This is a genomic window from Sphingomonas sp. LY29 (assembly GCF_035593985.1).
Lineage (GTDB): Bacteria > Pseudomonadota > Alphaproteobacteria > Sphingomonadales > Sphingomonadaceae > Sphingomicrobium.
This window is the reverse complement of record NZ_CP141587.1, coordinates 282856-304737: the sequence shown is the minus strand read 5'-3', so window position 1 is coordinate 304737 and position 21882 is coordinate 282856. Positions and strand designations below refer to the sequence as shown.

The following is a 21882-nucleotide window of genomic DNA, read 5'->3' as shown; positions in this document are numbered from 1 at the left end:
TGGATTGCGGGACGTCGCCCGCACCCGTAAGGAACGGCCATGTCATCGATCGAAAAGCCCGATAGCCATCTGACCACGGTCAAGTGGCGCTTTCCCTCGGTCCATCCCGAAGGCCGCAAGTTCACCGTCATCGCCGCGTTCATCACGCTGGTCGCTTTTGCCTTGCTGCCCAATGTTTTCGGATGGGTGATGGTGATGGTGTCGATGTGGGTTGCGGCGTTCTTCCGCGATCCGATCCGGACGACCCCGGTCGATCCCAAGCTGATCGTGGCGCCCGCGGATGGCCTGGTGACGACGATTTCGCGGGTGCCCACACCCCCCGAGTTGGCGGGCGATGGCGGTTTGAGCGGCGAGTTCACGCGCGTGTCAATTTTCATGAGCGTGTTCGACGTGCACATCAATCGGACGCCGATCGCGGGGACGGTGCGTCGCATCGCCTACGTGCCAGGCAAGTTCCTCAACGCCGATCTCGACAAGGCCAGCGAAGACAACGAACGGCAACATTTTTTGGTCGAGCGCGAGGATGGCGTGGCGGTCGGATTTACGCAGATCGCGGGCTTGATCGCGCGCCGGATCATCTCATTCGTAAAAGAAGGCGATCGGGTCGAGGCGGGCGAGCGGGTCGGCTTGATCCGCTTCGGCAGCCGCGTCGATGTCTATCTGCCCGCCGGCACCGGCGCGCAGGTCATGCTCGGCCAGCGTTCGATCGCCGGAGAGACGGTGTTGGGTGAAATCGGGGTCGACCCGCAACGCGTGGGGCGCAGCCAGTGAGCGAAGTACGTGCAGTTCGTGGAATTCCCTTGCGGGCGCTTGCGCCGAATGCGGTCACCGCCTTGGTCCTCTGTTTCGGCCTGACGGGTGTACGCTTCGCCATTGGCGGCGAATGGGACAAGGCGCTGGGGGCGATCGTCTTCGCCGGCGTTCTCGACGGTATGGACGGCCGCATCGCGCGTTTATTGAAGGCTCAGAGCAAGTTCGGCGCCGAACTTGACAGCCTGTGCGACAATATCGCGTTCGGGACCGCGCCGGCGCTGGTCATTTTCCTGTGGTCGTTACGCGATGCCCCAAAATTCGGGTGGGTCGCAGCCTTGGCTTTGGCAGTGTGCTGCGCCTTGCGCCTAGCGCGTTTCAACGCGCGCATCGATGCCGACGATCAGCCGCACAAGTCGGCGGGCTACAATACCGGCGTCCCCGCGCCGGTCGGGGCGGGCCTCGCCTTTACGCCGATGTATCTGTGGCTGATTACCGGGAACGAGATGTTCCAGGACTGGCGCCTGATGATGGTGTGGACGCTGTTCATCGCCGCCTTGATGATTTCGAGCGTCCCGACCTTTACGTGGAGTTCGATCCGAATCCGCAGGGGATGGCGGTTGTTTGCACTTGCGGGGGTCGCGCTGTTTGGTGCTGCGCTGATCACCGTTCCCTGGGTGACATTGCTAGCCGTTTCGGCGCTCTATCTGGCAATGCTGCCGGTGAGCATCGCCAGCTACGGTCGGGTCAAGCGGCGGCGCGCCACTCAGCCTGCGCCCGCATCGGCCGAGTAGCCGGGTAGCGCGGGCTGTAGCGCACCGTCACCGGGCGTGCCGACATCGGCCGTTCCGCCAGCCACGAACGTCCCTGGAGCGCTGCGAGGATCTTGCCGCAGTCGTGGCGAACAAGTTCGAACAGGACGCCGGCGGCGAAGGTGAGGAGAGCGAGGGTGGCGACAATGGCGAGCATGAGTCCGTTTCCTTCGTTTTGCGCTGAACAGTCCGGGAACGATTTCGTTCCGTATCGAATTGCAATCGCTTCGTTCTGAACGATGTTCTCGTATCGTTCCAGCCGCGTCAAGCGAATTCGTTCCCACTATGTTCTTTTGCGATGCGGGTGCGAGTGAAGAGCTTGAAATTGCGGGACGGCTCGGTTAGAGGCCCGGCCATCCCACAGGCGGGTTCAACATACCGGTGCCGATCTTGCGATCGGTTACGCGGACCCGCCGAGGCTTAACCGGAAGGAGACTATCCTATGGCGACTCCCGTCGTCACGATGCAGCAATTGCTCGAAGCTGGCGCCCATTTTGGCCACCAGACCCACCGCTGGAACCCGCGGATGAAGCCGTACATCTTCGGCGATCGCAACGGCGTTCACATTATCGATCTTTCGCAGAGCGTTCCGCTTTTCGCCCGCGCGCTCGACTTCGTTCAGCAGACCGTCGCCCGTGGCGGCAAGGTCCTGTTCGTCGGCACCAAGCGCCAGGCGCAGGACGCGGTGGCGGAAGCTGCTCGCCAATCGGGCCAGCACTTCGTCAACCATCGCTGGCTCGGCGGCATGCTGACCAACTGGAAGACGATTTCCAACTCGATCAAGCGCTTTAAGAGCCTTGAAGAGCAGCTGACGGGCGACACGGCCGGCCTGACCAAGAAGGAAGTCCTTCAGCTGACGCGCGAGCGCGACAAGCTCGAGCTCAGCCTCGGCGGCATTCGCGACATGGGCGGCCTGCCCGACGTGATGTTCGTAATCGACACCAACAAGGAAGAGCTGGCGATCAAGGAAGCCAACGTCCTTGGCATTCCTGTCATCGCGATCCTGGATTCGAACTCGAATCCGCAGGGCATCGCCTTCCCGGTTCCGGGCAACGACGACGCCAGCCGTGCGATCCGCCTCTATTCGGAAGCGGTTGCAAGCGCGGCGAGTCAGGGCAAGTCGGGCAACGCCCAGGCCCGCGGCGAAGACATTGGCGCGATGGCCGAGCCTCCGGTCGAAGCCGCGCTCGAGGCTTAACTCATCTTTCCCTCCTGCTTGCGGGAGGGGTTCGAGGGGAGGGGCCGTCACATGACGGTGCCCTCCCTTTCAACATTTTCCCCGCGTCGAGCGGGGGAAGAGAAAAGGAAATTCACATGGCCGAGATCACTGCCGCTTCGGTAAAGGAACTTCGTGAGCGCACTGGCGCCGGGATGATGGACTGCAAGAAGGCGCTCGCCGAAAACAATGGCGAGATGGAAGCGTCGGTCGACTGGCTGCGCGCCAAGGGCCTCGCTGCCGCTGCCAAGAAGGCTGGCCGCACGGCCGCCGAAGGCTTGGTCGGCGTCACCGTCGACGGTCGCCGTGGCGCGGTGGTCGAAGTGAACTCCGAAACCGACTTCGTCGCGAAGAATGAGCAGTTCCAGGGCTTCGTCCGTGACGTCGCGACGCTGGCGCTCGGCACCGGCGGCGACATCGAAGCGCTTAAGGGCGCAGCCTACCCGTCGGGTGGCACGGTCGAGGAAGCGCTGACCAACAACATCGCGACGATCGGCGAGAACCAGTCTCTGCGTCGTTCTGCCGTGCTCGAGGTCGCCGAAGGCGCCGTTGTCAGCTACGTCCACAATGCGGTCGTCCCGAACCTCGGCAAGATCGGCGTGCTCGTCGCGCTGGAGAGCGCTGCGCCGACCGATACGCTCGTCGCGCTGGGCAAGCAGTTGGCGATGCACATCGCAGCGGCCAATCCGCTGGCGCTCAACGCTGACGGCCTCGACGCCGACCTGCTGGCGCGCGAGCGTGCGATAGCAGTTGAGAAGGCCAATGAAAGCGGCAAGCCTGCCAACATCGTCGAGAAGATGGTCGACGGCACGATGGCCAAATTCGCGAAGGAAAATGCCCTGACGAGCCAGCTGTTCGTGATCGACGGCAAGACCCCGGTCGCCGACGTCGTCGCGCAGGCCGGCAAGGATGCTGGATCGCCGATCACGCTTAAGGCGTTCGAGCGCTTCCAGCTTGGCGAAGGCATCGAGCGCGAGTCGAGCGACTTCGCGGCCGAAGTCGCCGCCGCCGCTGGCGTCAAGAAGAGCGAGCCGGTCGCCTGAAGCGATCGATCGATCGAATAATGCATGGTTGGCAGCGGGGCAGGGGCGTCTTAAAGCGCTCCTGCCCCGTTGTCGCATCGGGGTTCAGCCAGGAGCCTTCATGACCCGCCCCCGCTTCAACCGTATCCTGCTGAAGCTGTCGGGCGAGGCCTTGATGGGTCCCGGCCAGTTCGGGATCGACACCGACACCGTCGCGGGCATGGCCGCCGAAATCAAAGGCGCCAAGGAGCAGGGCTTCGAGATCTGCCTGGTCATCGGCGGCGGCAACATCTTCCGCGGCATGGCCGGCGCCGCCAAGGGCATGGACCGCGCCCAGGCCGATTACATGGGCATGCTGGCGACCGTCATGAATGCGCTCGCCGTCCAGAACGCGCTGGAGCAGATGGGCGTCGAGACCCGCGTCCAGTCGGCGATCAAGATGGACCAGGTGTGCGAGCCGGTGATCCGTCGCCGCGCCGAGCGTCACCTCGCAAAAGGCCGCGTCGTGATTTTCGCGGCAGGCGTCGGCAGCCCCTATTTCACGACCGACACCGGTGCCGCGCTTCGCGCCGCCGAGATGAAGTGCGGCGCACTGTTCAAGGGCACGAGCGTCGACGGCATCTACGACGCCGATCCGAAGAAGGTCAGCACCGCCAAGCGTTACGACCGCATCGGCTTCGACCGGGTGCTGGCCGATGATTTGAAGGTGATGGACGCCTCCGCGGTGGCGCTGTGCCGAGACAATAATATCCCCATCGTCGTGTTCAACCTGCGCCAGCCCGGCAACCTTGCCGAGGTGCTGGCCGGACGCGGAACCGCGACGATCGTGCAAAACGAGGAGTAAGAGATGCCCGCCTACGACAAGACCGACATCCAGCGCCGCATGGCCGGCGCGACCGAAAGCCTCAAGAGCGACCTGGTCGGTCTTCGCACCGGTCGCGCGTCGACCGCATTGCTCGATCCAATCCAGGTCGAGGTTTACGGCGCGAACATGCCGCTCAATCAGGTCGCGACAGTGTCGGTGCCCGAGCCGCGCATGCTTTCGGTGCAGGTGTGGGACCGCTCGAATGTGACGCCCGTCGAAAAGGCGATCCGCAATGCCGGCCTTGGCATCAACCCGATCGTCGACGGCCAAGTGATTCGCCTGCCCATCCCCGATCTGACCGAGGAGCGCCGCAAGGAGCTTGCGAAGCTGTCGGGTCAATATGCGGAAAAGGCGCGCATCGCAGTTCGCAACGTTCGTCGCGATGGCAATGACGCCCTGAAAGTCGATGAAAAGAAAGGCGAAATCAGCGAGGATGAGCGCAAGCGCCTGGAGACCGAAGTCCAGAAGATGACCGACGACACGATCAAGGACATCGATGCCGCCGCGCACGCCAAGGAACAGGAAATCCTCGGCAAGTGAGCGTGACTCCCGCCGTAACCTCGGGGCCTGAAGCCTTGGGCGGCGGGGCGCCCGCCGTTCCCCGGCACGTCGCGATAATCATGGACGGCAACGGTCGATGGGCGGCTCGCAAGGGCTTGCCGCGTGTCGCCGGCCACCGCGCCGGCGCCGAAGCCGTTCGAAAGACGCTTCGGGCGGCGGTGGAAGCCGGGGTGGAGGTGCTGACGCTGTACGCGTTCTCCTCCGAGAACTGGCGTCGATCTGAAGAAGAAGTCAGCGACCTCAAGGGCTTGTTGCGCTTTTATCTCGACCGCGAATTGGCCGAGCTCGATCGTGAAGGCGTGCGCCTGTGCCTGATCGGCGACCATCGTCCGTTCGGCAACGATCTCGTCGATCGGCTCGAGCGAGCCGTCGAGCAAACCGCGAACAATTGCCGGCTGACGTTGGTGATCGCGCTTAATTACGGATCGCGATCGGAAATCGTCGGCGCGGCGCGTCGGCTCGCGGACCGCGTTTCCAAAGGCGAGCTTGCGGCCGACGCAATCGACGAAGCGGCGATGGATGCCGAGTTGATGACCAGCGAATGGCCTCCGCTCGACCTTTTGATCCGGACGTCGGGTGAAAAGCGGCTGTCGAATTTCCTTCTATGGCAGGCGGCTTACGCCGAATTGCTCTTCGTCGACACGCTGTGGCCCGACTTCGACAAGGCTTGCTTCCTCGGCGCGCTCAGCGATTTCGCTGCGCGGCAGCGGCGGTTCGGCGGGCGATGATCACCGAGCTAGCCAAGCGCTCGATCGTCGGGGCGATCCTGATCGTGGTGGCACTCGCGCTCTCGGCGATCGGGGGGACCGGTTTTGCGCTGATGATCGCGCTGGCCGCGACGGTGATGTACGTCGAATGGACGCGCATTGTTCGGCAGTGGGGCTTCGGGTGGAAGCTCGCGGGCTTCTTCTATTGCCTGATCCCGGCCGTATCGGTGTTATGGATTCGCGAGCGAGCCGAATTCGAGGGCATCGGACTGGGGCCGGACCTTCTGATCTGGGTGTTCATCGTGGTCTGGTCGACCGACATCGGGGCCTTTTTCGCCGGCCGCGCGATCGGCGGTCCGAAGCTTGCGCCCGCAATCAGTCCCAACAAGACCATTGCCGGACTAGTCGGAGGGGTCATCAGCGCAGCCTTACTGAGCTGGGCCTGGGTCACTGCCGCGAACCTGCCGAGCCTCCTGCTCTGGCTGGCGGCACCTTTCGCGGTGATCGCACAGGTCGGAGACCTTTTCGAAAGCGGTCTTAAGCGCAGAGCAGGGGTTAAGGACAGTGGACGCTGGCTGCCGGGGCATGGCGGCCTCCTCGACCGCATCGATGGGCTCGTCCCGGTGGCAGCGCTGACGGCTGGCCTGATGCTGGCAGGCGTGCTGTGACCCGCAAGACCGTCACCGTTCTCGGTGCGACCGGGTCGGTGGGAACATCGACCCTGGATCTTGTCGAGCGTGAACCCGATCGTTTCGAAGTCGTTGCGCTGACCGCGGCCAAGAACGTCGAGGCGCTTGCCAACGCGGCGCGACGGACCAATGCGAAGCTGGCGGTCATCGATGATGCGGCGCTTGAAGCGGAATTGAGCGAGCGCCTGGCCGGCAGCGGATGTCGCGCCGCTTCGGGCCGGGATGCGCTGATCGAGGCGGCGGCGGAGACCGCCGACTGGGTCATGGCAGCAATCGTGGGATGTGCCGGCCTCGAACCCGTCATGGCTGCCGTCGAACGGGGGCGGACCGTGGCCTTGGCCAATAAGGAAGCCTTGGTCACCGCAGGGGCGCTAATGACCGAAGCGGCGACCGCGAGCGGCGCCGTCATTCTTCCGGTCGACAGCGAACATAATGCAATCTTTCAATGCCTTGTCGGCAGCCGTTCGCAAGATGTTGCAAAGATTATCCTGACCGCGAGCGGCGGCCCGTTCCGCGAACGCGAGCGTGCTGCAATGGAAACGGTGACGCCCGAGCAGGCCGTCGCGCATCCTAACTGGTCGATGGGCGCCAAGATCAGCGTCGATTCGGCAACGATGATGAACAAGGGCCTCGAGCTGATCGAGGCATCCCACCTATTCGACCTGCCGTCCGAGCGCATCGACATCTTGGTTCATCCGCAGTCGGTGATCCATTCGATGGTCGAATATGTCGACGGAACCGTGCTGGCGCAGATGGGCAGCCCCGACATGCGCATTCCCATCGCGCACACGCTGGCTTATCCTGATCGCATGCACACGCCGGTGGACAGGCTCGACCTGCCGACGATCGGGTCGTTGAGCTTCGAAACGCCCGATCCGGAGCGTTTTCCGGCGTTGAGGCTGGCGCGTCATGCGCTCGAACAGGGCGGTGCGGCGCCGATCGTCCTGAACGCCGCCAACGAGGAAGCGGTCGCCGCTTTCCTCGACAGGCGACTGGGATTCCTCGATATTGCGAAGTTGGTCGAGCAGGCTTTGGAGCGAACCAGCGCCACCGCGCCTCGCTCCATCGCTGATGTCATCGACATCGATCGCCGGACTCGCGACCAGTGCGCCGGAATGATGCGTGAGCTAGCCGCCTGATGTTTGCCCAGCCGCCGCTATGGTTCATCGCCATCGCTTTCCTGTGCGCGATCGGACCGCTCGTCTTCATTCACGAGATGGGCCATTATCTTGTCGCCCGATGGTTCGGGATCGGTGCCGACACATTTTCGATCGGCTTCGGGCGCGAGGTCGCCGGCTGGACCGACAAGCGCGGCACCCGTTGGAAGATTGGCTGGCTGCCGCTTGGTGGATACGTCAAATTCGTGGGCGACATGAATGCGGCGAGCCAGGCAGGCGCCGATGCCGATCTTGCACCCGAGCAGCGCGCCAAGGCTTTTCACAACAAGCCATGGTGGCAGCGGTTTCTCGTCGTGCTGGCCGGACCCGTCGCCAATTTCCTGCTGGCGATCGCGATCTTCGCAGCCTTTTTTGCGGTCCTTGGACGCCCGAGCACGCCGCCGGTGGTCGCCGCCCTCCAGCCGGGGAGCGCGGCCGTTTCCGCAGGGCTGCAGGTCGGTGACCGACTGATGAGCATTGCGGGCCAGTCGACTGACCGCTTCGAGGATATCCAGCGGATCGTGTCGATCCGCCCGGACGAGCGCGTTGTCATCGCGGTCGAACGTCAGGGGTCGGTGCGTGAGATCCCGGCGACGATCGGCGCGTTCGAAATGACCGACGAATTCGGACAGAAATTCCGGCTCGGCCAGCTGGGGGTGGCGCGTCCGAAACGCGAGTTCGAGCGGGTTTCTCCCGTGGCCGCGATCCCCGCCGCTGCTGGCTATACGGTAGCGCTCACCCGATCGATGGTCGATGGCTTGGCACAGATCATTACCGGTCGGCGGTCGACCAAGGATCTCGGCGGTCCGCTGAAAATGGCTCAGATCGCCGGACAGCAGCTGTCGCTCGGCGCGTTCGAGTTCATTCAGCTGGTCGCACTGTTCTCAATTAATCTGGGATTCATCAACCTGTTGCCAGTTCCGATGCTGGATGGCGGTCACCTCGTCTTCTATGCGGCGGAGGCGGTTCGCCGGCGACCGTTGAGCGCGAGGGCGCAGGATTGGGCATTTCGTGGTGGGTTGGCATTTTTGTTGGCGCTAATCGTGTTCACCACCGCCAACGACCTGGCTTCGTTCGGGCTGTTCGAAGGGCTTGGGCGCTTGATTGGTTAAGTCGGTTGGGGCAGGGGCTATTTCATCTTGGGGGCAGCGGAAAAATTTCCGTTCGTCATCCAGCAACTTAGGGCGGGGACGCGTGATTTCCAGCAGCAATAACTTCTCCAAGCGCTTTGGTGGGCTCCTGCTCGCCGGAACCGTTCTGGGCGGCTGGTCCGCTCCCAGCCTTGCGCAAGATGCCGTCCCGCCGCCCCCCGAGGCGACCGAGCAGCCTGCGCCTGCCGACACGCTGGCACCCGCGCCCGCTCCGGTGGCAACGCAGACGGCTCCGGCCGCTGCGCCAACGCCGCCTGCGACCGTAGCGGTCACGCAAGGCGCGCAGGCGGGCACGATCCGGTCGATCCAGGTGCGCGGGGCCGAGCGCCTCGAGCCCGAGACGATCCGTGCCTACGCCAACCTGTCACCGGGCCTCGAATATAGCGCGGAGTCGCTCGACCAGGCGCTGAAGGACCTCTACGCGACCGAGTTGTTCGCCGACGTCGTCATCGCCGGCGGCGAGACCGGCAACCTCGTCATCACGGTGCGCGAGAACCCGGTCATCAACCGCATCGTGCTCGAGGGCAACAAGCGCATCAAGGCGGACAAGATCACGCCCGAAATCAAGCTTGCCCCGCGCCAGATTTTCACCCGGTCGAAGGTCCGTGCGGACGTCGAACGGATCATTGAACTCTATCGCCGGCAGGGCCGCTTCGCCGCCTCGGTTGAACCGAAGATCGTCCAGCTCGACCAGAACCGCGTCGATCTCGTGTTCGAGATCACCGAGGGTGACAAGTCCAAGGTCCGCGCGATCAACATCATCGGCAACGAGCAATATGACGACGGACGCCTCCGCAAGGAGATGTTCACGCGTGAAGCTGGTGGCCTGCTCGGCTTCATCAAGTCGAACGACAGCTACGATCCCGACCGCCTCGCGGCCGACCAGCAGAAGCTTCGCGCCTTTTACCTGACGCAGGGCTACGCCGATTTCCGCGTCGTCTCGGCCCTGGCGGAGCTGACGCCCGACCGCCGCGACTTCATCATCACCTACGTCGTCGAGGAAGGACCGCGCTACAAGTTCGGCACGGTCGAGGCCGAAAGCCAGATCCGCGACTTCACCGCCGAGCAGATCAAAGCGTTGCTGCCGATGAAGACTGGGGCCTGGTTCAATGCCAAGGCCGTGGAAGACACCGTCACCGCGCTCAACGAATTTGCCGGGGCGCAGGGTTATGCGTTCGCCGACATTTCTCCGAACTTCCAGCGCGACGCCGAGAATCGCGTGATGAACGTGACCTTCGAAGTCGGGGAAGCCCAGCGCACCTACATCGAGCGCATCAACATCCAGGGCAACACGGTCACTCGCGACAAGGTCATTCGCCGCGAGTTCCGCCTGAACGAGGGCGACGCCTTCAACGCGTTCAAGCTGAAGCGCAGCCAGGATCGCATTCAGAACCTCGGTTTCTTCCAGGAGAATCTCGAAATCAAGCAGGCGGAAGGGTCTTCACCTGACCGCGTCGTCCTGAACCTGGACGTCGAGGAAAAGTCGACCGGCCAGCTGCAATTGTCGGCCGGCTACTCCAGCCTCGAGCGGTTCGTCATTGCGGCCTCGATCGCGCAGAGCAACTTCATGGGCAAGGGGCAGCAGCTCCAGGCCGGTGTGAACTTCTCACGCTATTCGAAATCGGTGACGCTCGGCTTCACCGAGCCTTACCTTTTCGACCGCAACATCCTGCTGGGTGGCGAAGTCTTCCGTCGCGATTACAACAGCTTCAACTTCATCGGTGAGGAACGCAACCGCACCTATGGCCAGAAGCAGACCGGTGGCGCGCTTCGGCTTGGCTTCCCGGTGACCGAATATGTGACGTTCGGCACGCGCTACTCGCTGCAGCAGGACAACATCACGCTCGACAAGAATACCTTCTACACCGACCCCGACGGGGCCGGTCCGCTCGGGCTGGAGTGTAATCCGCTGCTCGCGGGCCGTTATCTTTGCGACGAAATCGGAAAGCGGATGACGTCGTCGATCGGCTACACGGTCGCATACGACAACACGAACAGCATCCGCGCGACCCGCGGCCAGCGCGTGATCCTCAGTCAGGATTTCGCCGGGCTTGGCGGCGACGTGAAATATCTGCGCAGCCGCATCGACGGCACGAAGTATTTCGGTCTCCCGGCCGGCTTCATCCTCTCGGCGCATGCCGAGGCCGGTTACATCCACCCGCTGCAGAAATCGCCCGGCGAGGGACGCGATGCGATCCGCTTGAATGACCGTTTCTACGGTGCCCAGCTTCGTGGCTTCGACATCCGCGGCATCGGTCCGCGCATCCAGCGCATCCCGTACGACGAAGTTGGCAATCTGACCGAGGCGAGCGACGATGTCGTGAGCGATTCGCTTGGGGGCCGCGCCTATTACATGGGTCGCCTTGAGCTCGAGTTCCCGACGAGTGCTGGTCTTCGCAACCTTGGTATCCGTCCGTCGGCATTTGTCGACGTCGGCTCGCTCTGGAAGCTGACGCCGCCCGTCCTGACCAACGTGATCGCGACCTGCACCCCAGTGACCGCGAATACGACGGGAACGCCGTTCCAGCTTACGCCGGGCGGTGCACAGACCTCGTGCGGTCCGACCGAAGGCGCAAACGGATACATCCGCACCCCGGGCTTTGCCGAGCAGTTCGTCGGCAATTCCGCCAAGCCTCGCCTTTCGGTCGGCATTGGCGTCAACTGGACGTCGCCGTTCGGTCCGCTGCGGATCGACATCGCCAAGGCGCTGCTGAAGCAGGAAGGCGACGACACCAAGCTCTTTTCATTCAACGTAGGGACTCAATTCTGATGAGCATTCGACTTTCCGCCGCGCTGGTCGTGGCATCCGTGATCGCGACCCCGGTACTGGCGCAGACTGTTCCTGCAGCGCGTGTTGCCGTCGTCGACACCACCCGCATTGCGCGCGACTGCACCGCGTGCCGCGCAGCCGGCGCGCAGCTGACCACCCAGGAAAACACGCTTCGCACCCGTGCGCAGGCGCTGCAGACGCAGTTGCAGACCGAAGGCGCCCCGATCCAGACCGCGGTGAACGCGCTCAACGGTCGTCAGCCGGACGCAGCCCTTCAGGCGCGCATCACCGCGTTCGAAACTAAGCAGCGTGCGGCGCAGACCGAACTGACCAACGGTCAGCGCAACCTGCAGTCGATCCAGGCGAACGTGAACTCGCAGATCGGCACGCGTCTGGTTGCGATCGTCAACACCGTTGCGGCCCAGCGTGGCGCGAATATCGCAATCGATAAGGGCAGTGCGCTTTACAGTGCCGCGGCAATCGACATCACCGATGGCGTTCTCGCCGCGCTCAATCAGCAGCTCCCTTCGGTCAGCGTCACGCCGCTCCCGCAGCAGCAGCAAGCCCCGCAGGGCCGATGAGCGAAGAGGTGACGGCCGCCGCCGCGATCGGCCCGCTTGATATCAGGCAGGTGATGGCGGCGCTGCCGCATCGTTACCCGATGTTGCTGGTCGACCGGGTCGAGGAGATCATCCCCGACCGGTCCATCCGCGCCATCAAGGCCGTCAGCATGAACGAGGGCTTCTTCCAGGGACATTTCCCGGGTCGCCCGATCATGCCGGGCGTCCTGATCGTCGAGGCGCTGGCACAGGCTGCTGGGGTTCTCGCGGTGGAAAGCCTCGGCCTCGCGAACAGCGGAAAGCTTGTCTACTTCATGGCGATCGAAGGGGCGAAGTTCCGCACCCCGGTGGAGCCAGGCTGCCTGCTCACGCTCGAGGTCGAATTCGTGCAGAAGCGTGCAAGCGTCTGCAAATTTTCCGGCAGGGCATCGGTCGACGGCAAGTTGGCCGCCGAAGCCAATTTCACCGCAATGATCGCTGATCCTCCGGCCTGATCCCAAAGCGTCCGCCCGTCTGCTGGACTCGGAAGGCTTCTTCGAAACGCTCGCTGGCCAACAGGTCGGCGGGCGTTTCGTCCATCTGGACCTTGCCATCTGCAACGAGAAGGGCGCGGTCGAAACGATCGAGATGGGACAGATCGTGGATTGCGACGAGCAGGGTCTGTTTGTTCGCGGCCGCGTCGGCGATGATCTCTAGCGTCCGCAAAACCCAATAGGGATCCAGATTGGAAAGCGGCTCGTCGAGCAGCAGAACCGAGGATTGCGCGGCGAGCGCCCTAGCCAATAAAACGCGCGCGCGCTCACCCGTGGAGAGGGTGTCGGCACCGCGCTTTGCCATCGGCAGAAGCTCGAACTGCTCGAGCATGACGTCCACCCGCCCCGGGTCGGGGGTTGGCTGGCCAAGCGCGATCACGTCGCGCGTCGAGATTGGCCACGTCAGGTCGCGCGACGCGGAGAGGTAGGACAGCAGCTGCTGACGTCGTCGAACGCTCGTCTGATCGACATCTTCGCCATCGATCTCGACCGTTCCGACGGCATCCTCGACCCTGGCGAGCCCGCGCAGGAGGCTGGTCTTCCCACCACCATTAGGACCGACCAGCGCAATCATTTCGCCCGACTGAGCGAGCAGGTCTGTCGCGGACAGTCGGCCTTCAATCCCCACTTGTGATGCGATCAATGACGTCATGCCGTCACCCGGCGGCGCATGTGGACGACAAGCCAGAGGAAGATCGGCGTTCCGAACAGCGCCGTGACAACTCCGATCGGAATGGGTCGGTCGAGCGGGATGGAACGGACGAGCAGGTCAGAGAGCGCGAGGAGGATCGCGCCAATCAGCGCGGCGGGGATGAGGGCTCGCCCGGGATGGCCCTTGGACAGTCGGCGAGCGAGGATTGGAGCGACAAGACCAACGAACCCGATCGCGCCCGCGACCGACACGCAGGCGCCGACCGCAATCGAGCTCAGCGCGATAATTTCCCCCGTCAGGGCGCGAGGCCGAACCCCAAGCGATGCGGCCACATCTTCCCCTAACGCCAGCCGGTCGAGCGCTCCTGAGCGGCGAACGAGTAGAATGGAGGCGATGGTCGCAGGAATGAGGGCGGCGGCCGCCTGCGCGAGACTTCGATCCGCGAAGTTGCCCATGAGCCAGTCGAACGCATCATAGAAAGCAAACGGCGATGGCGCGAGCGCAAGCGCAAGGCTCGTTGCGGCGCCGGCGGCGAGGGACATGGCAAGGCCGGCCAGCAGCAACGTCGCGCTATCGGCGCGGCGGCCGGTAAGTGCAATCAACATGCCCAGCGCCACCATCGCCCCAGCGGCGCCGCAAGCCGCCAGTATCAGGGGTTGCGAAACGCCGATCCAATATCCTCCGAGCACCGCTCCGAGTGCGGCACCGCTCGATGCCCCGCTGATATCCGGTGAAGCAAGCGGATTGGCGAACACCGCCTGCAGCGCCGCGCCCGCGATCCCAAGGACTGCGCCATATCCAAGGACTAGCAAGGTGCGCGGGAGGCGGAGCTCGAGGAGGACCAGCTTTGCCAAGCCGGCGTCGACGCTCGCCGCTTCCTCAATGATGGAAAAGGGGAGGAGCAAGTGCGCCAGACCAAGGGCGATCAGCACGACGGCAATGACCACCTTCATCTTGCGCCTCGCAGTCGCTCGATCTCGGGCAGCATCAGCGGTCCGGCGCACGTCCAAGGGCGACCGTCGGTCTTAATCACGGTCGCATTCGGGCGTTGAGCGAGCGGATGATCGAGCCAGCGCTGGCCGAGCGATGGTTGCGCATGGCGGTAGGTTGATCGAAGAATGACCTCCGGCGGGCGGGTGGCGAGAAACTCCAGCGTGGCGCGGCCCCCGGGGAGGTCGCGTTGCTTGAGGCCCGCAAGCAGCATCCACTGCCCGCCGATCGAAGCTGCACCCTGGCTGGTCCCTCCGCCACCGAGATAAATGGCATCTCGGGTCTCCGGGCGCTGCGCCCGGCGGAGAGCATTCAGTTTTCGTCGCCAAGCATCCGCACGGATCGGTTCGCCCAAGGCCGTCGCAACCCGGACCATGTTCCGTTCGACGTCAGCGATGGTGGCGGGGTAGGGCAACGCAAGCGTTCGCCACCCCATCCGCGAGGCGATTGCCAAGCTCGACCGCCCCGCGCCCCCGCCCATCGTGATGACGAGCGAGGGGCGGCGCGAAATCAGGTCTTCCACGCGGCCACGGTTTGCTAGTACCGATTGCGCACGGCGCCAGAGAGGCGAGTCCGCGCGGTCGTGCGAGAGGCGGCTTACACTCGCGATCTCACCCGGCCGCGCTAGCAGCAGCAGATACTCGTCGCTGCACAGGTCGAGCGACGCCGCCCGAACCGCAGCGCTAGCGATCGAGAGCGACGCTGAGACCGGCATGAATGCTTCTTCCCTCGACTCGGTAACCAACGACATCGCGATATTTGGAGTCGAACGCGTTGGCGATGCGAACATGCGCTTCGAAGCTTGGTGTTACCCGATATCCGATGCGGGCGTTGGCGAGCCAGTAGGAGCCGAGCCGCACGCGTTGCGCCGGGAACAGGTCGAAATCGGTATCCCGGCGCGATCCGGTATAGGCGACCGCCGCTCCATATCGAAGACGACCGACCTCACCGTCGGCGGACACGCTTCCGCTGTGCTTGGCGCGACGCTGTTCCTTCACTTGGACGCCGGCAGGACCTGTAGGCTCGCTGGCGTCGAGCCACGCGTAGGTGGCTAATAGTCCGAACGAAGTGGCAGGGCGATAATCCGCCTGGAGTTCGACGCCTTGCCGCTTGCTCTTGCCGTCCGCGTTGGCGACGCTCGACAGGAAGGTGGCCGGATCGAACACGTCGACGATCTCGTCGCTCAGGCGCTGGCGATAGTAAGTGGCGGAGGCGGAGAGGGGGCCATTGGCGTAGCGAAGGGCAATTTCGCCACCACGGCTCTGTTCGGGCTTGATTGCATCGTTGCCGACGAAGCTACCGGGGAAAAATCCGTAAAGGTCGAAGAAGGTCGGCTGCGCAATGCCTTCTCCATAGCTTGCTGAAAGCGCAAATCCCGAGCCGAGTTGGGCCAGGACCGACCCGCGAACGCTGGTCGCATCCTTGAAGCGGGAAAAGATGTCATGGCGAACCGCCACACCTGCCGAAAGCGGGCCAAGATCGCGACCCCGCCATTCGATCGTCAGCGAGTTATGGTGCCGCGAACGGTCTTGGTCGGTGGCGCCGCCATAGACCTGATCGCGGGAGCGGAAGCGTTCGCCTTCCGCTTCAAGCGCGGCGACAAACGAGTGTTTGCCGACTGTCTTGCCTGCTTCCAGTGTGGCGACCTTGCGCGTTGCGCTGGTGCGATTGACCGCGGAGTCGTCAACGAGATTGCGATTGGAGGAAGCGAGGGCGCTGGCTGAGACGCGCAGGTAAGCATCCCGGCGATCGCCTAGGTCGGCGAACACTCGAGCGGCGGCCAGCCGATTGCGGCTTTCGTCGAGCGTGTCGGCGCGAGCGAAGGTGATTGGGTCGTAGCCATCGAATTCGCTTCGTCCCCAAGTGGCGAAGCCGGAGAGGCCGACGCTGACGACGGGCGACAGGTGATGCGTCGCCGCACCGCGGAGCGCAACATCATGGTAGCCATCGCGCTCGCCCCGGCCGTCACCGAAGCTGTCGATGCCGTCGCTGCGTTGGCCCGCGATCCCGATCGAAGCCCCGCTGTCGGCGTTGCCGAAACTGGTCCGCACGGCGCCTCGACGAGTGTCGAAGCTGCCGGCCTCGATCGACGCGCGGGTTCGGGCGTCGCCGGGGGCGGATCCATCCACCGCGATCACGCCGCCGATCGCTTCCGATCCCCACAGGGCCGACTGCGGTCCGCGCACGACCTCGATCCGGCTGGCAATATCGGCGTTGAGCAGTTCGAACCGCGGCTCGTTGCCCGCGGCCGGGTCATTGGCACGGATGCCTTCGACGAAGAGCAAGGTATGGTTGGCCTCGGCGCCGCGGATGCGAACCTGGCTGAGCGAACCCGTCGGGCCGCTGACCGACACCGCCGCCGATGGGACGAGGCGGAGGAAATCGGTCACTTGTGGGGAACCGAGGCGTTCGATTTTCGCAGCTTCGATCAGCGTCACGCTGGCGGGGCTTTGGTCGATGCGCTCATCGCTGCGCGAAGCCGTGACGACGATGGCGGGCGGTTCAATGGCGGGGTAATCGGGCATGCTTGGTCTTCCTTCTTCCATGACGATGTCGTCACGGAGGGAAGGGCGCATGCCGTCGGCACGCGCGACCGCCCACGCTCCACGGCTGGTCCCGGCCGGGAAACGGACGACGGTTCAAGGCGGGTATCTGACTTGCCATCGCCGATCGGCGACGGGTCACAGTTGCGGGCACAGTGCCGGATATTCGCCGGCTTCCCCCTTCGCCAGCGCCATTACGACGCCGGACCCTGATCCTGCCGCGGCGGGTGGGCCGGGCAGCGATACTTGTCAAGGCGATGGGCTTCGGCTAGGGGCGCGGCTCGCTCTTCAGGCTGGTCGGAACCAGCCACATCCAAGGGAATATGCCATGAAATCCGGGACGCACCCCGACTATCACTTCATCACCGTCCAGATGACCGACGGCACGACCTACCAGACCCGCTCGACGTGGGGCAAGGAAGGCGACACGCTGCAGCTCGAGATCGATCCCACCGCGCATCCGGCCTGGACCGGTGGCCGTGGCCAGATGCTCGACAGCGGCGGGCAGGTTGCGCGCTTCAACAAGCGCTTCGGCGGTCTGACGCTCGGCAAAAAGTAAGGCGGTGTCCCGCTCGGTCCCGATTGTCGAGACCGAGCGGCTCATCCTGCGAACGTGGCGGAAAGAAGATTTCCGCCCGTATCACCAATTACTTCAGCATCCTGACGTCCACCGTCACTTCGGCCCGATTCCCATGTCGGTCGAGGAGTGCTGGCGCCGCATTCTGGCGGCCGTCGGCGGCTGGACGCTCAACGGTTTCGGAACCTGGGCGGTCGAGCGCAAGAGCGACTTCCGCCTGATCGGTAATGCCGGACTGTTCACCGCGTGGCGCGGTCTCGATCCCGAATTTGGCGACGAACCTGAGATGGGATGGATCTTCGATGCCGAGGTCCATGGGCAGGGGCTTGCCGGCGAAGCCTGCCGTGCGGTTCTCGACTGGGCCGAACGCACGCTTCCGCCGACGCCCGTTTGGGCGATCATCGCGCCGGCGAACACGCCCTCGATCAAGCTCGCCGAGCGCCTAGGCTTCGAGGCGCTGCACCAAACGCCATATCATGGCGAACCGACGCTGGTGCTTCGCCGGCCAGCTTGGTCCTGACGAAGCCTAGAAGGCGGAAATCCCGGTAATCGCACGCCCCATGATCAGCGCATGGACGTCGTGGGTGCCTTCGTAGGTGTTGACCGTTTCCAGATTGGCGGCGTGGCGCATGACCTGGAATTCGGCGCTGATGCCGTTGCCGCCGTGCATGTCGCGGGCGGTGCGGGCGATATCGAGGGCCTTGCCGACATTGTTGCGCTTGATCAGGCTGATTGTCTCGGGGACAAGGACGCCTTCTTCCATCCGCCGACCGACGCGCAAGGCCGCCTGAAGGCCGAGCGTAATCTCGGTGACCATGTTTGCAAGCTTAAGCTGAACCAGCTGGTTGGCGGCGAGGGGCCGACCGAACTGCTTGCGATCGAGTGTATACTGGCGCGCGGCGTGATAGCAGGCCTCGGCGGCGCCCATCGCGCCCCAGCCGATCCCGTAGCGCGCCCGGTTGAGGCAGCCGAACGGACCCTTCAGCCCTTCGACATTGGGAAGCAGCGCCTCCTCGCCGACCTCGACCTCGTCCATGACGATCTCGCCGGTGATCGAGGCGCGAAGCGAGAGCTTCATGCCGATCTTGGGCGCCGTCAGGCCTTTCATGCCTTTTTCGAGTACGAAACCGCGGATCGCGCCGCCATGGGCTTCGGACTTCGCCCACACGACGAAGACGTCGGCGATCGGCGAATTGGTGATCCACATTTTGGACCCGGACAGCTTATACGCGTTGGCGGTCTTGGTAGCGCGCGTGCGCATTCCGCCGGGATCGCTGCCGGCATCAGGCTCGGTCAGGCCGAAGCAGCCGACCAATTCGCCCGAAGCCAGGCCGGGGAGATATTTGCGGCGCTGCTCGTCCGATCCGTAGGCGTTGATCGGGTGCATCACGAGGCTTGACTGGACCGACATGGCGGAGCGGTAGCCCGAGTCCACCCGCTCGACCGCGCGTCCGATCAGGCCGTAGCTGACATAGCCAAGCCCTGCGCCGCCAAATTCCTCAGGAATCGTCGCGCCTAGGAGACCGAGCGACCCCATCTCACGAAGGATCTCGCGGTCGAAGTTTTCGTCGAGATAGGCCTCGGTCACCCGCGGCTGAAGGCTGTCCTGCGCGTAAGATTCGGCCGTGTCGCGGACCAGACGCTCTTCGTCGGTCAGCTGATGGTCGAGGTCGAAGGGATCGGCCCAATCAAACGGCAGGATTTTCGGCTCGCCCACGTCAGTCTCCGCGAAAGTGGTGTGAATTTGAGGGCGCCTTAGCCTTCTCGGCGGGAAGGCGCCAGACGAAGGTGAAGGTCCGGGACGTGGCGGAGAGGGTGGGATTCGAACCCACGGTAGGCTTGCACCCACGGCGGTTTTCAAGACCGCTGCCTTAAACCACTCGGCCACCTCTCCTTCAGGTTGGCGGGACTAAGCGACGACGATGGGCTGTGCAAGTCGCAGGACGAATGCGGTGGGCGTGCTCGCCGTTCGCGTCTAGCGTTGAGCGAGGGTTGGAGAATTCGATGCGTATGAAGTTGATCTTGGCGGCGACGATCATGACGGCCGGCGGCACGGCCAATGCGCAGCCGCTCGATCCGCTTGCGCCGCTTCCAACGTCGGTCGTCCGGCTCGCAGTCCAGCCTGCTCGTCCAGGACCATCGGGGGGCGCGTCCAGCTTCGTAGCTTACCAGCAGGTCCTCGCTGCCCGTGCGAGGGCCGAAGGAATCCGTCCCGCCACGATCGCGGCGACGATTCCCTATCTCAAGCTCAACCAGACCGCGATCCGTCTCGACCGAGCGCAGCCGGGGCAGGTCAACAATCCCAACGCGATCCCGCCATTCGCGCCCTATCGTCGCCAACACGTCACCTCGTCGCTGATTAACCGGGGCCAGGCACGCTATTCCACCAACTGGACGCGGCTGGCCGCGATCGAGCGTCGTTTCGGAGTGGAACCGCAGGTCCTGATGGCGATCTACGGTCACGAAACCAGCTACGGTTCGGTGACCGGCAATTTCGATCTGCTCGATGCGCTATCGACGCTGGCCTATGAGGGCCGTCGGCGGGAGTTTTTCGAAGACGAATTCATTGCCGCCCTGCGGCTGCTGGATCGCGGCACCCCTCGGTCGCGCCTTAAGGGGAGCTGGGCCGGGGCGACCGGCTATCCCCAGTTCATGCCGTCGGCCGTCCTACGACTGGCCGTCGACGGAGACGGGGACGGGGTCGCGAACATCTGGAGCAGCGAGGCCGATGGCCTGGCTTCGATCGCATCATACCTGCGCGATGCCGGCTGGAAGCCGAACATCCACTGGGGCGTGCCGGTTCGGGTGCCCTCGACGCTCAATCGCCGCGCGATCGTATCGCGACTGACCGCTCCGCGATGCGAGCGAGTCTATGCGCGTCACAGCCAGTGGAAGACGATGCGGGAATGGCGCGAGCTAGGCGTAGCGCCGACCGGGCGCGGTCTGCCGGAGAATGAGATGGCGACACTGATCGAACCGGACGGCCCGTCGAACACCGCATATCTGCTGTCGACCAACTATCGGGCGATCCTCGATTATAATTGCTCGAACTTTTATGCGCTTTCGGTCGGTCTGCTAGCGGATGCCATCGCCAGTCGCTAGACGTAGCGCCTCATTTCCTCCTGCAGACCGGAGCCGACCTTTCCGATGATTCGCGCCGCTTTCCCGATCACGATCGCCTCCCTCATGCTTGCGTCCGCGGCCCCTGCGGCAGCGCCGCCCTTCACGACGCCTGCGCCAGTGGCCTATCTGGTCGACCTGTCGTCGGGTGCGGTCCTGCTGGCGAAGGATGCCGATCGCCCGATGCCGCCGGCCTCGATGGCCAAGATGATGACGACCGAGGTCGCGTTCGAATTGATCGACAAGGGGGAGTTGCCCCTGTCGAAGATGTGCACGGTTCGTCCCGAGACCTGGCAGAAATGGCATGGCCCGCAGGCAGGCTCGACCATGTTCCTGTCACCGAACGAGCAGGTCAGCGTCGAAAACCTCCTGCACGGCATCGTCACGCTCTCGGGCAATGACGCGTCGGTGGTTCTGGCGGAGTGCCTCGCCGGCACCGAGGAAGCGTTCGCCAACCAGATGAATGCGCTCGCCAAGGAATTGGGGCTGACCAATAGCCGGTTCGGCAACAGCAACGGCTGGCCGGACGAGGGGCGGACGGTCGTGACCGCCCGCGACCTTGCGACGCTGGCGCGCGCGTCGGTCGAGCGGCATCCCAAGCTCTACAAGCAATTCTACGGCCAGCGGAATTTTACCTGGGGGAAGACCTTGGGGTCGGGACAGGCGATCACTCAGTCGAACCGCAATCCGTTGCTCGGCAAGGTCGCTGGCGCGGATGGCCTGAAGACAGGCCATACCGAGGAAGCCGGTTACGGCTTCACCGGGTCGGCGGAGCAGAACGGCCGCCGACTGGTCATGGTCGTCGCAGGTCTCGACAGCTTCAATCAGCGAATCGTCGAGTCCACGCGACTGATGGAGTGGGGCTTTAATGCGTGGCAGGCCAAGCCGTTGTTCGCCGCGAACGCGACGGTGGGCCGCGCAAAGGTTCAACTCGGCAGCGCGGCCGACGTGTCGCTCGTGGCGCCGCGCAATCTGGCGGTAACGGTTCCGGCCGGGCTTGCGGGCCAGACCTCGATGAAGCTGCGCTATCAGGGGCCGATCAAGGCGCCGATCGCCAAGGGCCAGCATATCGCCGACCTGATCGTGACGAGCCCGGACACCGGTGAACAGGTCATGCCGCTGATCGCGGGCGAGGCAGTGACGGAGGCCGGTTTCTTCGGGCGCGCCTGGCTTGCGTTCAAGCAAATGGTCGGCATGGCCTGAACCG

The 21882-nt window shown here is 64.1% G+C and carries 23 protein-coding genes, 1 tRNA gene and 1 riboswitch; of the genes, 17 read left to right on the top strand and 7 right to left on the bottom strand.

The genetic code is table 11. The annotated features are described in order from the left end of the window. The first annotated feature begins 39 nt into the window (after positions 1-39). Both SH584_RS01555 and SH584_RS01550 read left to right on the top strand, forming a co-directional pair. Positions 40-771, top strand: coding sequence for a phosphatidylserine decarboxylase (locus SH584_RS01555; protein WP_324808018.1), 732 nt, complete (start codon positions 40-42; stop codon positions 769-771). Next, positions 768-1544, top strand: coding sequence for a CDP-alcohol phosphatidyltransferase family protein (locus SH584_RS01550; RefSeq protein WP_324808016.1), 777 nt, complete (start codon positions 768-770; stop codon positions 1542-1544). The genes SH584_RS01555 and SH584_RS01550 overlap by 4 nt, the downstream gene beginning before the upstream one ends. On the opposite strand, the gene SH584_RS01545 is transcribed toward SH584_RS01550, so the two are convergent. Then, entirely contained in the window at positions 1498-1719 is a 222-nt protein-coding gene (locus SH584_RS01545) for a hypothetical protein (protein ID WP_324808014.1), read from the bottom strand. The two genes, SH584_RS01550 and SH584_RS01545, sit on opposite strands and share 47 nt — an antisense overlap. Positions 1720-2004: 285 nt before the next feature. Between SH584_RS01545 and rpsB the strand changes: the two genes are divergently transcribed. The 11 genes from rpsB to fabZ all read left to right on the top strand — a co-directional run bounded on the left by rpsB (position 2005) and on the right by fabZ (position 12754). Further along, positions 2005-2760, top strand: a complete 756-nt coding sequence (rpsB, locus tag SH584_RS01540; RefSeq protein WP_322840512.1) for a 30S ribosomal protein S2 — start codon at positions 2005-2007, stop codon at positions 2758-2760. A 116-nt stretch (positions 2761-2876) separates the two neighbouring features. Further along, positions 2877-3821 (top strand): translation elongation factor Ts, encoded by a 945-nt coding sequence (gene tsf, locus SH584_RS01535; RefSeq protein ID WP_324808012.1) that lies wholly within the window; start codon positions 2877-2879, stop codon positions 3819-3821. A 100-nt stretch (positions 3822-3921) separates the two neighbouring features. Next, complete coding sequence (gene pyrH, locus SH584_RS01530; protein WP_322840514.1) at positions 3922-4644, top strand: UMP kinase; 723 nt, start codon at positions 3922-3924, stop codon at positions 4642-4644. 3 nt (positions 4645-4647) lie between these two features. After that, positions 4648-5205, top strand: a complete 558-nt coding sequence (gene frr, locus SH584_RS01525; RefSeq protein WP_322840515.1) for a ribosome recycling factor — start codon at positions 4648-4650, stop codon at positions 5203-5205. Positions 5206-5207: 2 nt separating this feature from the next. Next, entirely contained in the window at positions 5208-5954 is a 747-nt protein-coding gene (gene uppS, locus SH584_RS01520; RefSeq protein ID WP_416385158.1) for a polyprenyl diphosphate synthase, read from the top strand. Continuing rightward, complete coding sequence (locus SH584_RS01515; protein ID WP_324808009.1) at positions 5951-6601, top strand: phosphatidate cytidylyltransferase; 651 nt, start codon at positions 5951-5953, stop codon at positions 6599-6601. The genes uppS and SH584_RS01515 overlap by 4 nt, the downstream gene beginning before the upstream one ends. Next, positions 6598-7761 carry a 1-deoxy-D-xylulose-5-phosphate reductoisomerase gene (locus SH584_RS01510; RefSeq protein WP_324808007.1) on the top strand — a complete coding sequence of 388 codons (1164 nt, stop codon included), beginning with the start codon at positions 6598-6600 and terminating at the stop codon, positions 7759-7761. The genes SH584_RS01515 and SH584_RS01510 overlap by 4 nt, the downstream gene beginning before the upstream one ends. Continuing rightward, entirely contained in the window at positions 7761-8891 is a 1131-nt protein-coding gene (rseP, locus tag SH584_RS01505) for an RIP metalloprotease RseP (RefSeq protein ID WP_324808006.1), read from the top strand. Before SH584_RS01510 ends, rseP begins: the two co-directional genes overlap by 1 nt. Before the next feature lie 82 nt (positions 8892-8973). Further along, positions 8974-11700, top strand: coding sequence for an outer membrane protein assembly factor BamA (gene bamA, locus SH584_RS01500; protein ID WP_324808005.1), 2727 nt, complete (start codon positions 8974-8976; stop codon positions 11698-11700). Then, a complete protein-coding gene (locus SH584_RS01495) occupies positions 11700-12281 on the top strand; it encodes an OmpH/Skp family outer membrane protein (RefSeq protein ID WP_322840520.1) in 582 nt (193 codons plus the stop codon). The genes bamA and SH584_RS01495 overlap by 1 nt, the downstream gene beginning before the upstream one ends. Then, complete coding sequence (gene fabZ, locus SH584_RS01490; protein WP_324808002.1) at positions 12278-12754, top strand: 3-hydroxyacyl-ACP dehydratase FabZ; 477 nt, start codon at positions 12278-12280, stop codon at positions 12752-12754. The genes SH584_RS01495 and fabZ overlap by 4 nt, the downstream gene beginning before the upstream one ends. On the opposite strand, the gene SH584_RS01485 is transcribed toward fabZ, so the two are convergent. Genes SH584_RS01485 through SH584_RS01470 form a run of 4 tightly spaced genes read right to left on the bottom strand, consistent with a single transcriptional unit; the run spans position 12723 to position 16960 of the window. Further along, positions 12723-13445, bottom strand: coding sequence for an ABC transporter ATP-binding protein (locus tag SH584_RS01485; protein WP_324808000.1), 723 nt, complete (start codon positions 13443-13445; stop codon positions 12723-12725). The genes fabZ and SH584_RS01485 overlap by 32 nt on opposite strands. Beyond that, positions 13442-14398: a FecCD family ABC transporter permease gene (locus tag SH584_RS01480; RefSeq protein ID WP_324807998.1), complete on the bottom strand. Its 957-nt coding sequence runs from the start codon at positions 14396-14398 to the stop codon at positions 13442-13444. Before SH584_RS01480 ends, SH584_RS01485 begins: the two co-directional genes overlap by 4 nt. Next, a complete protein-coding gene (locus SH584_RS01475; protein ID WP_324807996.1) occupies positions 14395-15150 on the bottom strand; it encodes an ABC transporter substrate-binding protein in 756 nt (251 codons plus the stop codon). Before SH584_RS01475 ends, SH584_RS01480 begins: the two co-directional genes overlap by 4 nt. Then, positions 15119-16960: a TonB-dependent receptor plug domain-containing protein gene (locus SH584_RS01470; protein WP_324807994.1), complete on the bottom strand. Its 1842-nt coding sequence runs from the start codon at positions 16958-16960 to the stop codon at positions 15119-15121. Before SH584_RS01470 ends, SH584_RS01475 begins: the two co-directional genes overlap by 32 nt. Before the next feature lie 101 nt (positions 16961-17061). Beyond that, a riboswitch (cobalamin riboswitch) is annotated at positions 17062-17205 on the bottom strand. 101 nt (positions 17206-17306) lie between these two features. Here SH584_RS01470 and rpmE point away from each other — a divergent pair. Together rpmE and SH584_RS01460 are read left to right on the top strand one after the other, a co-directional pair. Beyond that, positions 17307-17537, top strand: coding sequence for a 50S ribosomal protein L31 (gene rpmE / locus SH584_RS01465; protein ID WP_322840526.1), 231 nt, complete (start codon positions 17307-17309; stop codon positions 17535-17537). A 4-nt stretch (positions 17538-17541) separates the two neighbouring features. Further along, positions 17542-18075, top strand: coding sequence for a GNAT family N-acetyltransferase (locus tag SH584_RS01460; RefSeq protein ID WP_324807992.1), 534 nt, complete (start codon positions 17542-17544; stop codon positions 18073-18075). Between the two features lie 6 nt (positions 18076-18081). On the opposite strand, the gene SH584_RS01455 is transcribed toward SH584_RS01460, so the two are convergent. Both SH584_RS01455 and SH584_RS01450 read right to left on the bottom strand, forming a co-directional pair. Next, a complete protein-coding gene (locus SH584_RS01455) occupies positions 18082-19272 on the bottom strand; it encodes an acyl-CoA dehydrogenase (protein WP_324807991.1) in 1191 nt (396 codons plus the stop codon). An 87-nt stretch (positions 19273-19359) separates the two neighbouring features. Then, positions 19360-19449 (bottom strand) — tRNA-Ser (locus SH584_RS01450). A 110-nt stretch (positions 19450-19559) separates the two neighbouring features. On the opposite strand from SH584_RS01450, the gene SH584_RS01445 reads away from it, so the two are divergent. Next, positions 19560-20657 carry a lytic murein transglycosylase gene (locus SH584_RS01445; protein WP_324807990.1) on the top strand — a complete coding sequence of 366 codons (1098 nt, stop codon included), beginning with the start codon at positions 19560-19562 and terminating at the stop codon, positions 20655-20657. Positions 20658-20741: 84 nt separating this feature from the next. Beyond that, complete coding sequence (locus SH584_RS01440) at positions 20742-21878, top strand: D-alanyl-D-alanine carboxypeptidase family protein (RefSeq protein ID WP_324807988.1); 1137 nt, start codon at positions 20742-20744, stop codon at positions 21876-21878. Positions 21879-21882 lie beyond the last annotated feature (4 nt).

Excerpts from the sequence above, each read along its gene's own strand:
- frr (WP_322840515.1), top strand. The coding sequence starts at position 4,648 with ATGCCCGCCTACGACAAGACCGACATCCAGCGCCGCATGGCCGGCGCG.
- SH584_RS01515 (WP_324808009.1), top strand. The coding sequence starts at position 5,951 with ATGATCACCGAGCTAGCCAAGCGCTCGATCGTCGGGGCGATCCTGATC.
- fabZ (WP_324808002.1), top strand. The coding sequence starts at position 12,278 with ATGAGCGAAGAGGTGACGGCCGCCGCCGCGATCGGCCCGCTTGATATC.
- SH584_RS01440 (WP_324807988.1), top strand. The coding sequence starts at position 20,742 with ATGCTTGCGTCCGCGGCCCCTGCGGCAGCGCCGCCCTTCACGACGCCT.
- rseP (WP_324808006.1), top strand. The coding sequence starts at position 7,761 with ATGTTTGCCCAGCCGCCGCTATGGTTCATCGCCATCGCTTTCCTGTGC.
- SH584_RS01495 (WP_322840520.1), top strand. The coding sequence starts at position 11,700 with ATGAGCATTCGACTTTCCGCCGCGCTGGTCGTGGCATCCGTGATCGCG.
- SH584_RS01485 (WP_324808000.1), bottom strand. The coding sequence starts at position 13,445 with ATGACGTCATTGATCGCATCACAAGTGGGGATTGAAGGCCGACTGTCC.
- rpsB (WP_322840512.1), top strand. The coding sequence starts at position 2,005 with ATGGCGACTCCCGTCGTCACGATGCAGCAATTGCTCGAAGCTGGCGCC.
- SH584_RS01470 (WP_324807994.1), bottom strand. The coding sequence starts at position 16,960 with ATGCCCGATTACCCCGCCATTGAACCGCCCGCCATCGTCGTCACGGCT.
- rpmE (WP_322840526.1), top strand. The coding sequence starts at position 17,307 with ATGAAATCCGGGACGCACCCCGACTATCACTTCATCACCGTCCAGATG.
- SH584_RS01555 (WP_324808018.1), top strand. The coding sequence starts at position 40 with ATGTCATCGATCGAAAAGCCCGATAGCCATCTGACCACGGTCAAGTGG.
- SH584_RS01480 (WP_324807998.1), bottom strand. The coding sequence starts at position 14,398 with ATGAAGGTGGTCATTGCCGTCGTGCTGATCGCCCTTGGTCTGGCGCAC.
- SH584_RS01475 (WP_324807996.1), bottom strand. The coding sequence starts at position 15,150 with ATGCCGGTCTCAGCGTCGCTCTCGATCGCTAGCGCTGCGGTTCGGGCG.
- tsf (WP_324808012.1), top strand. The coding sequence starts at position 2,877 with ATGGCCGAGATCACTGCCGCTTCGGTAAAGGAACTTCGTGAGCGCACT.
- SH584_RS01545 (WP_324808014.1), bottom strand. The coding sequence starts at position 1,719 with ATGCTCGCCATTGTCGCCACCCTCGCTCTCCTCACCTTCGCCGCCGGC.
- SH584_RS01445 (WP_324807990.1), top strand. The coding sequence starts at position 19,560 with ATGCGTATGAAGTTGATCTTGGCGGCGACGATCATGACGGCCGGCGGC.
- pyrH (WP_322840514.1), top strand. The coding sequence starts at position 3,922 with ATGACCCGCCCCCGCTTCAACCGTATCCTGCTGAAGCTGTCGGGCGAG.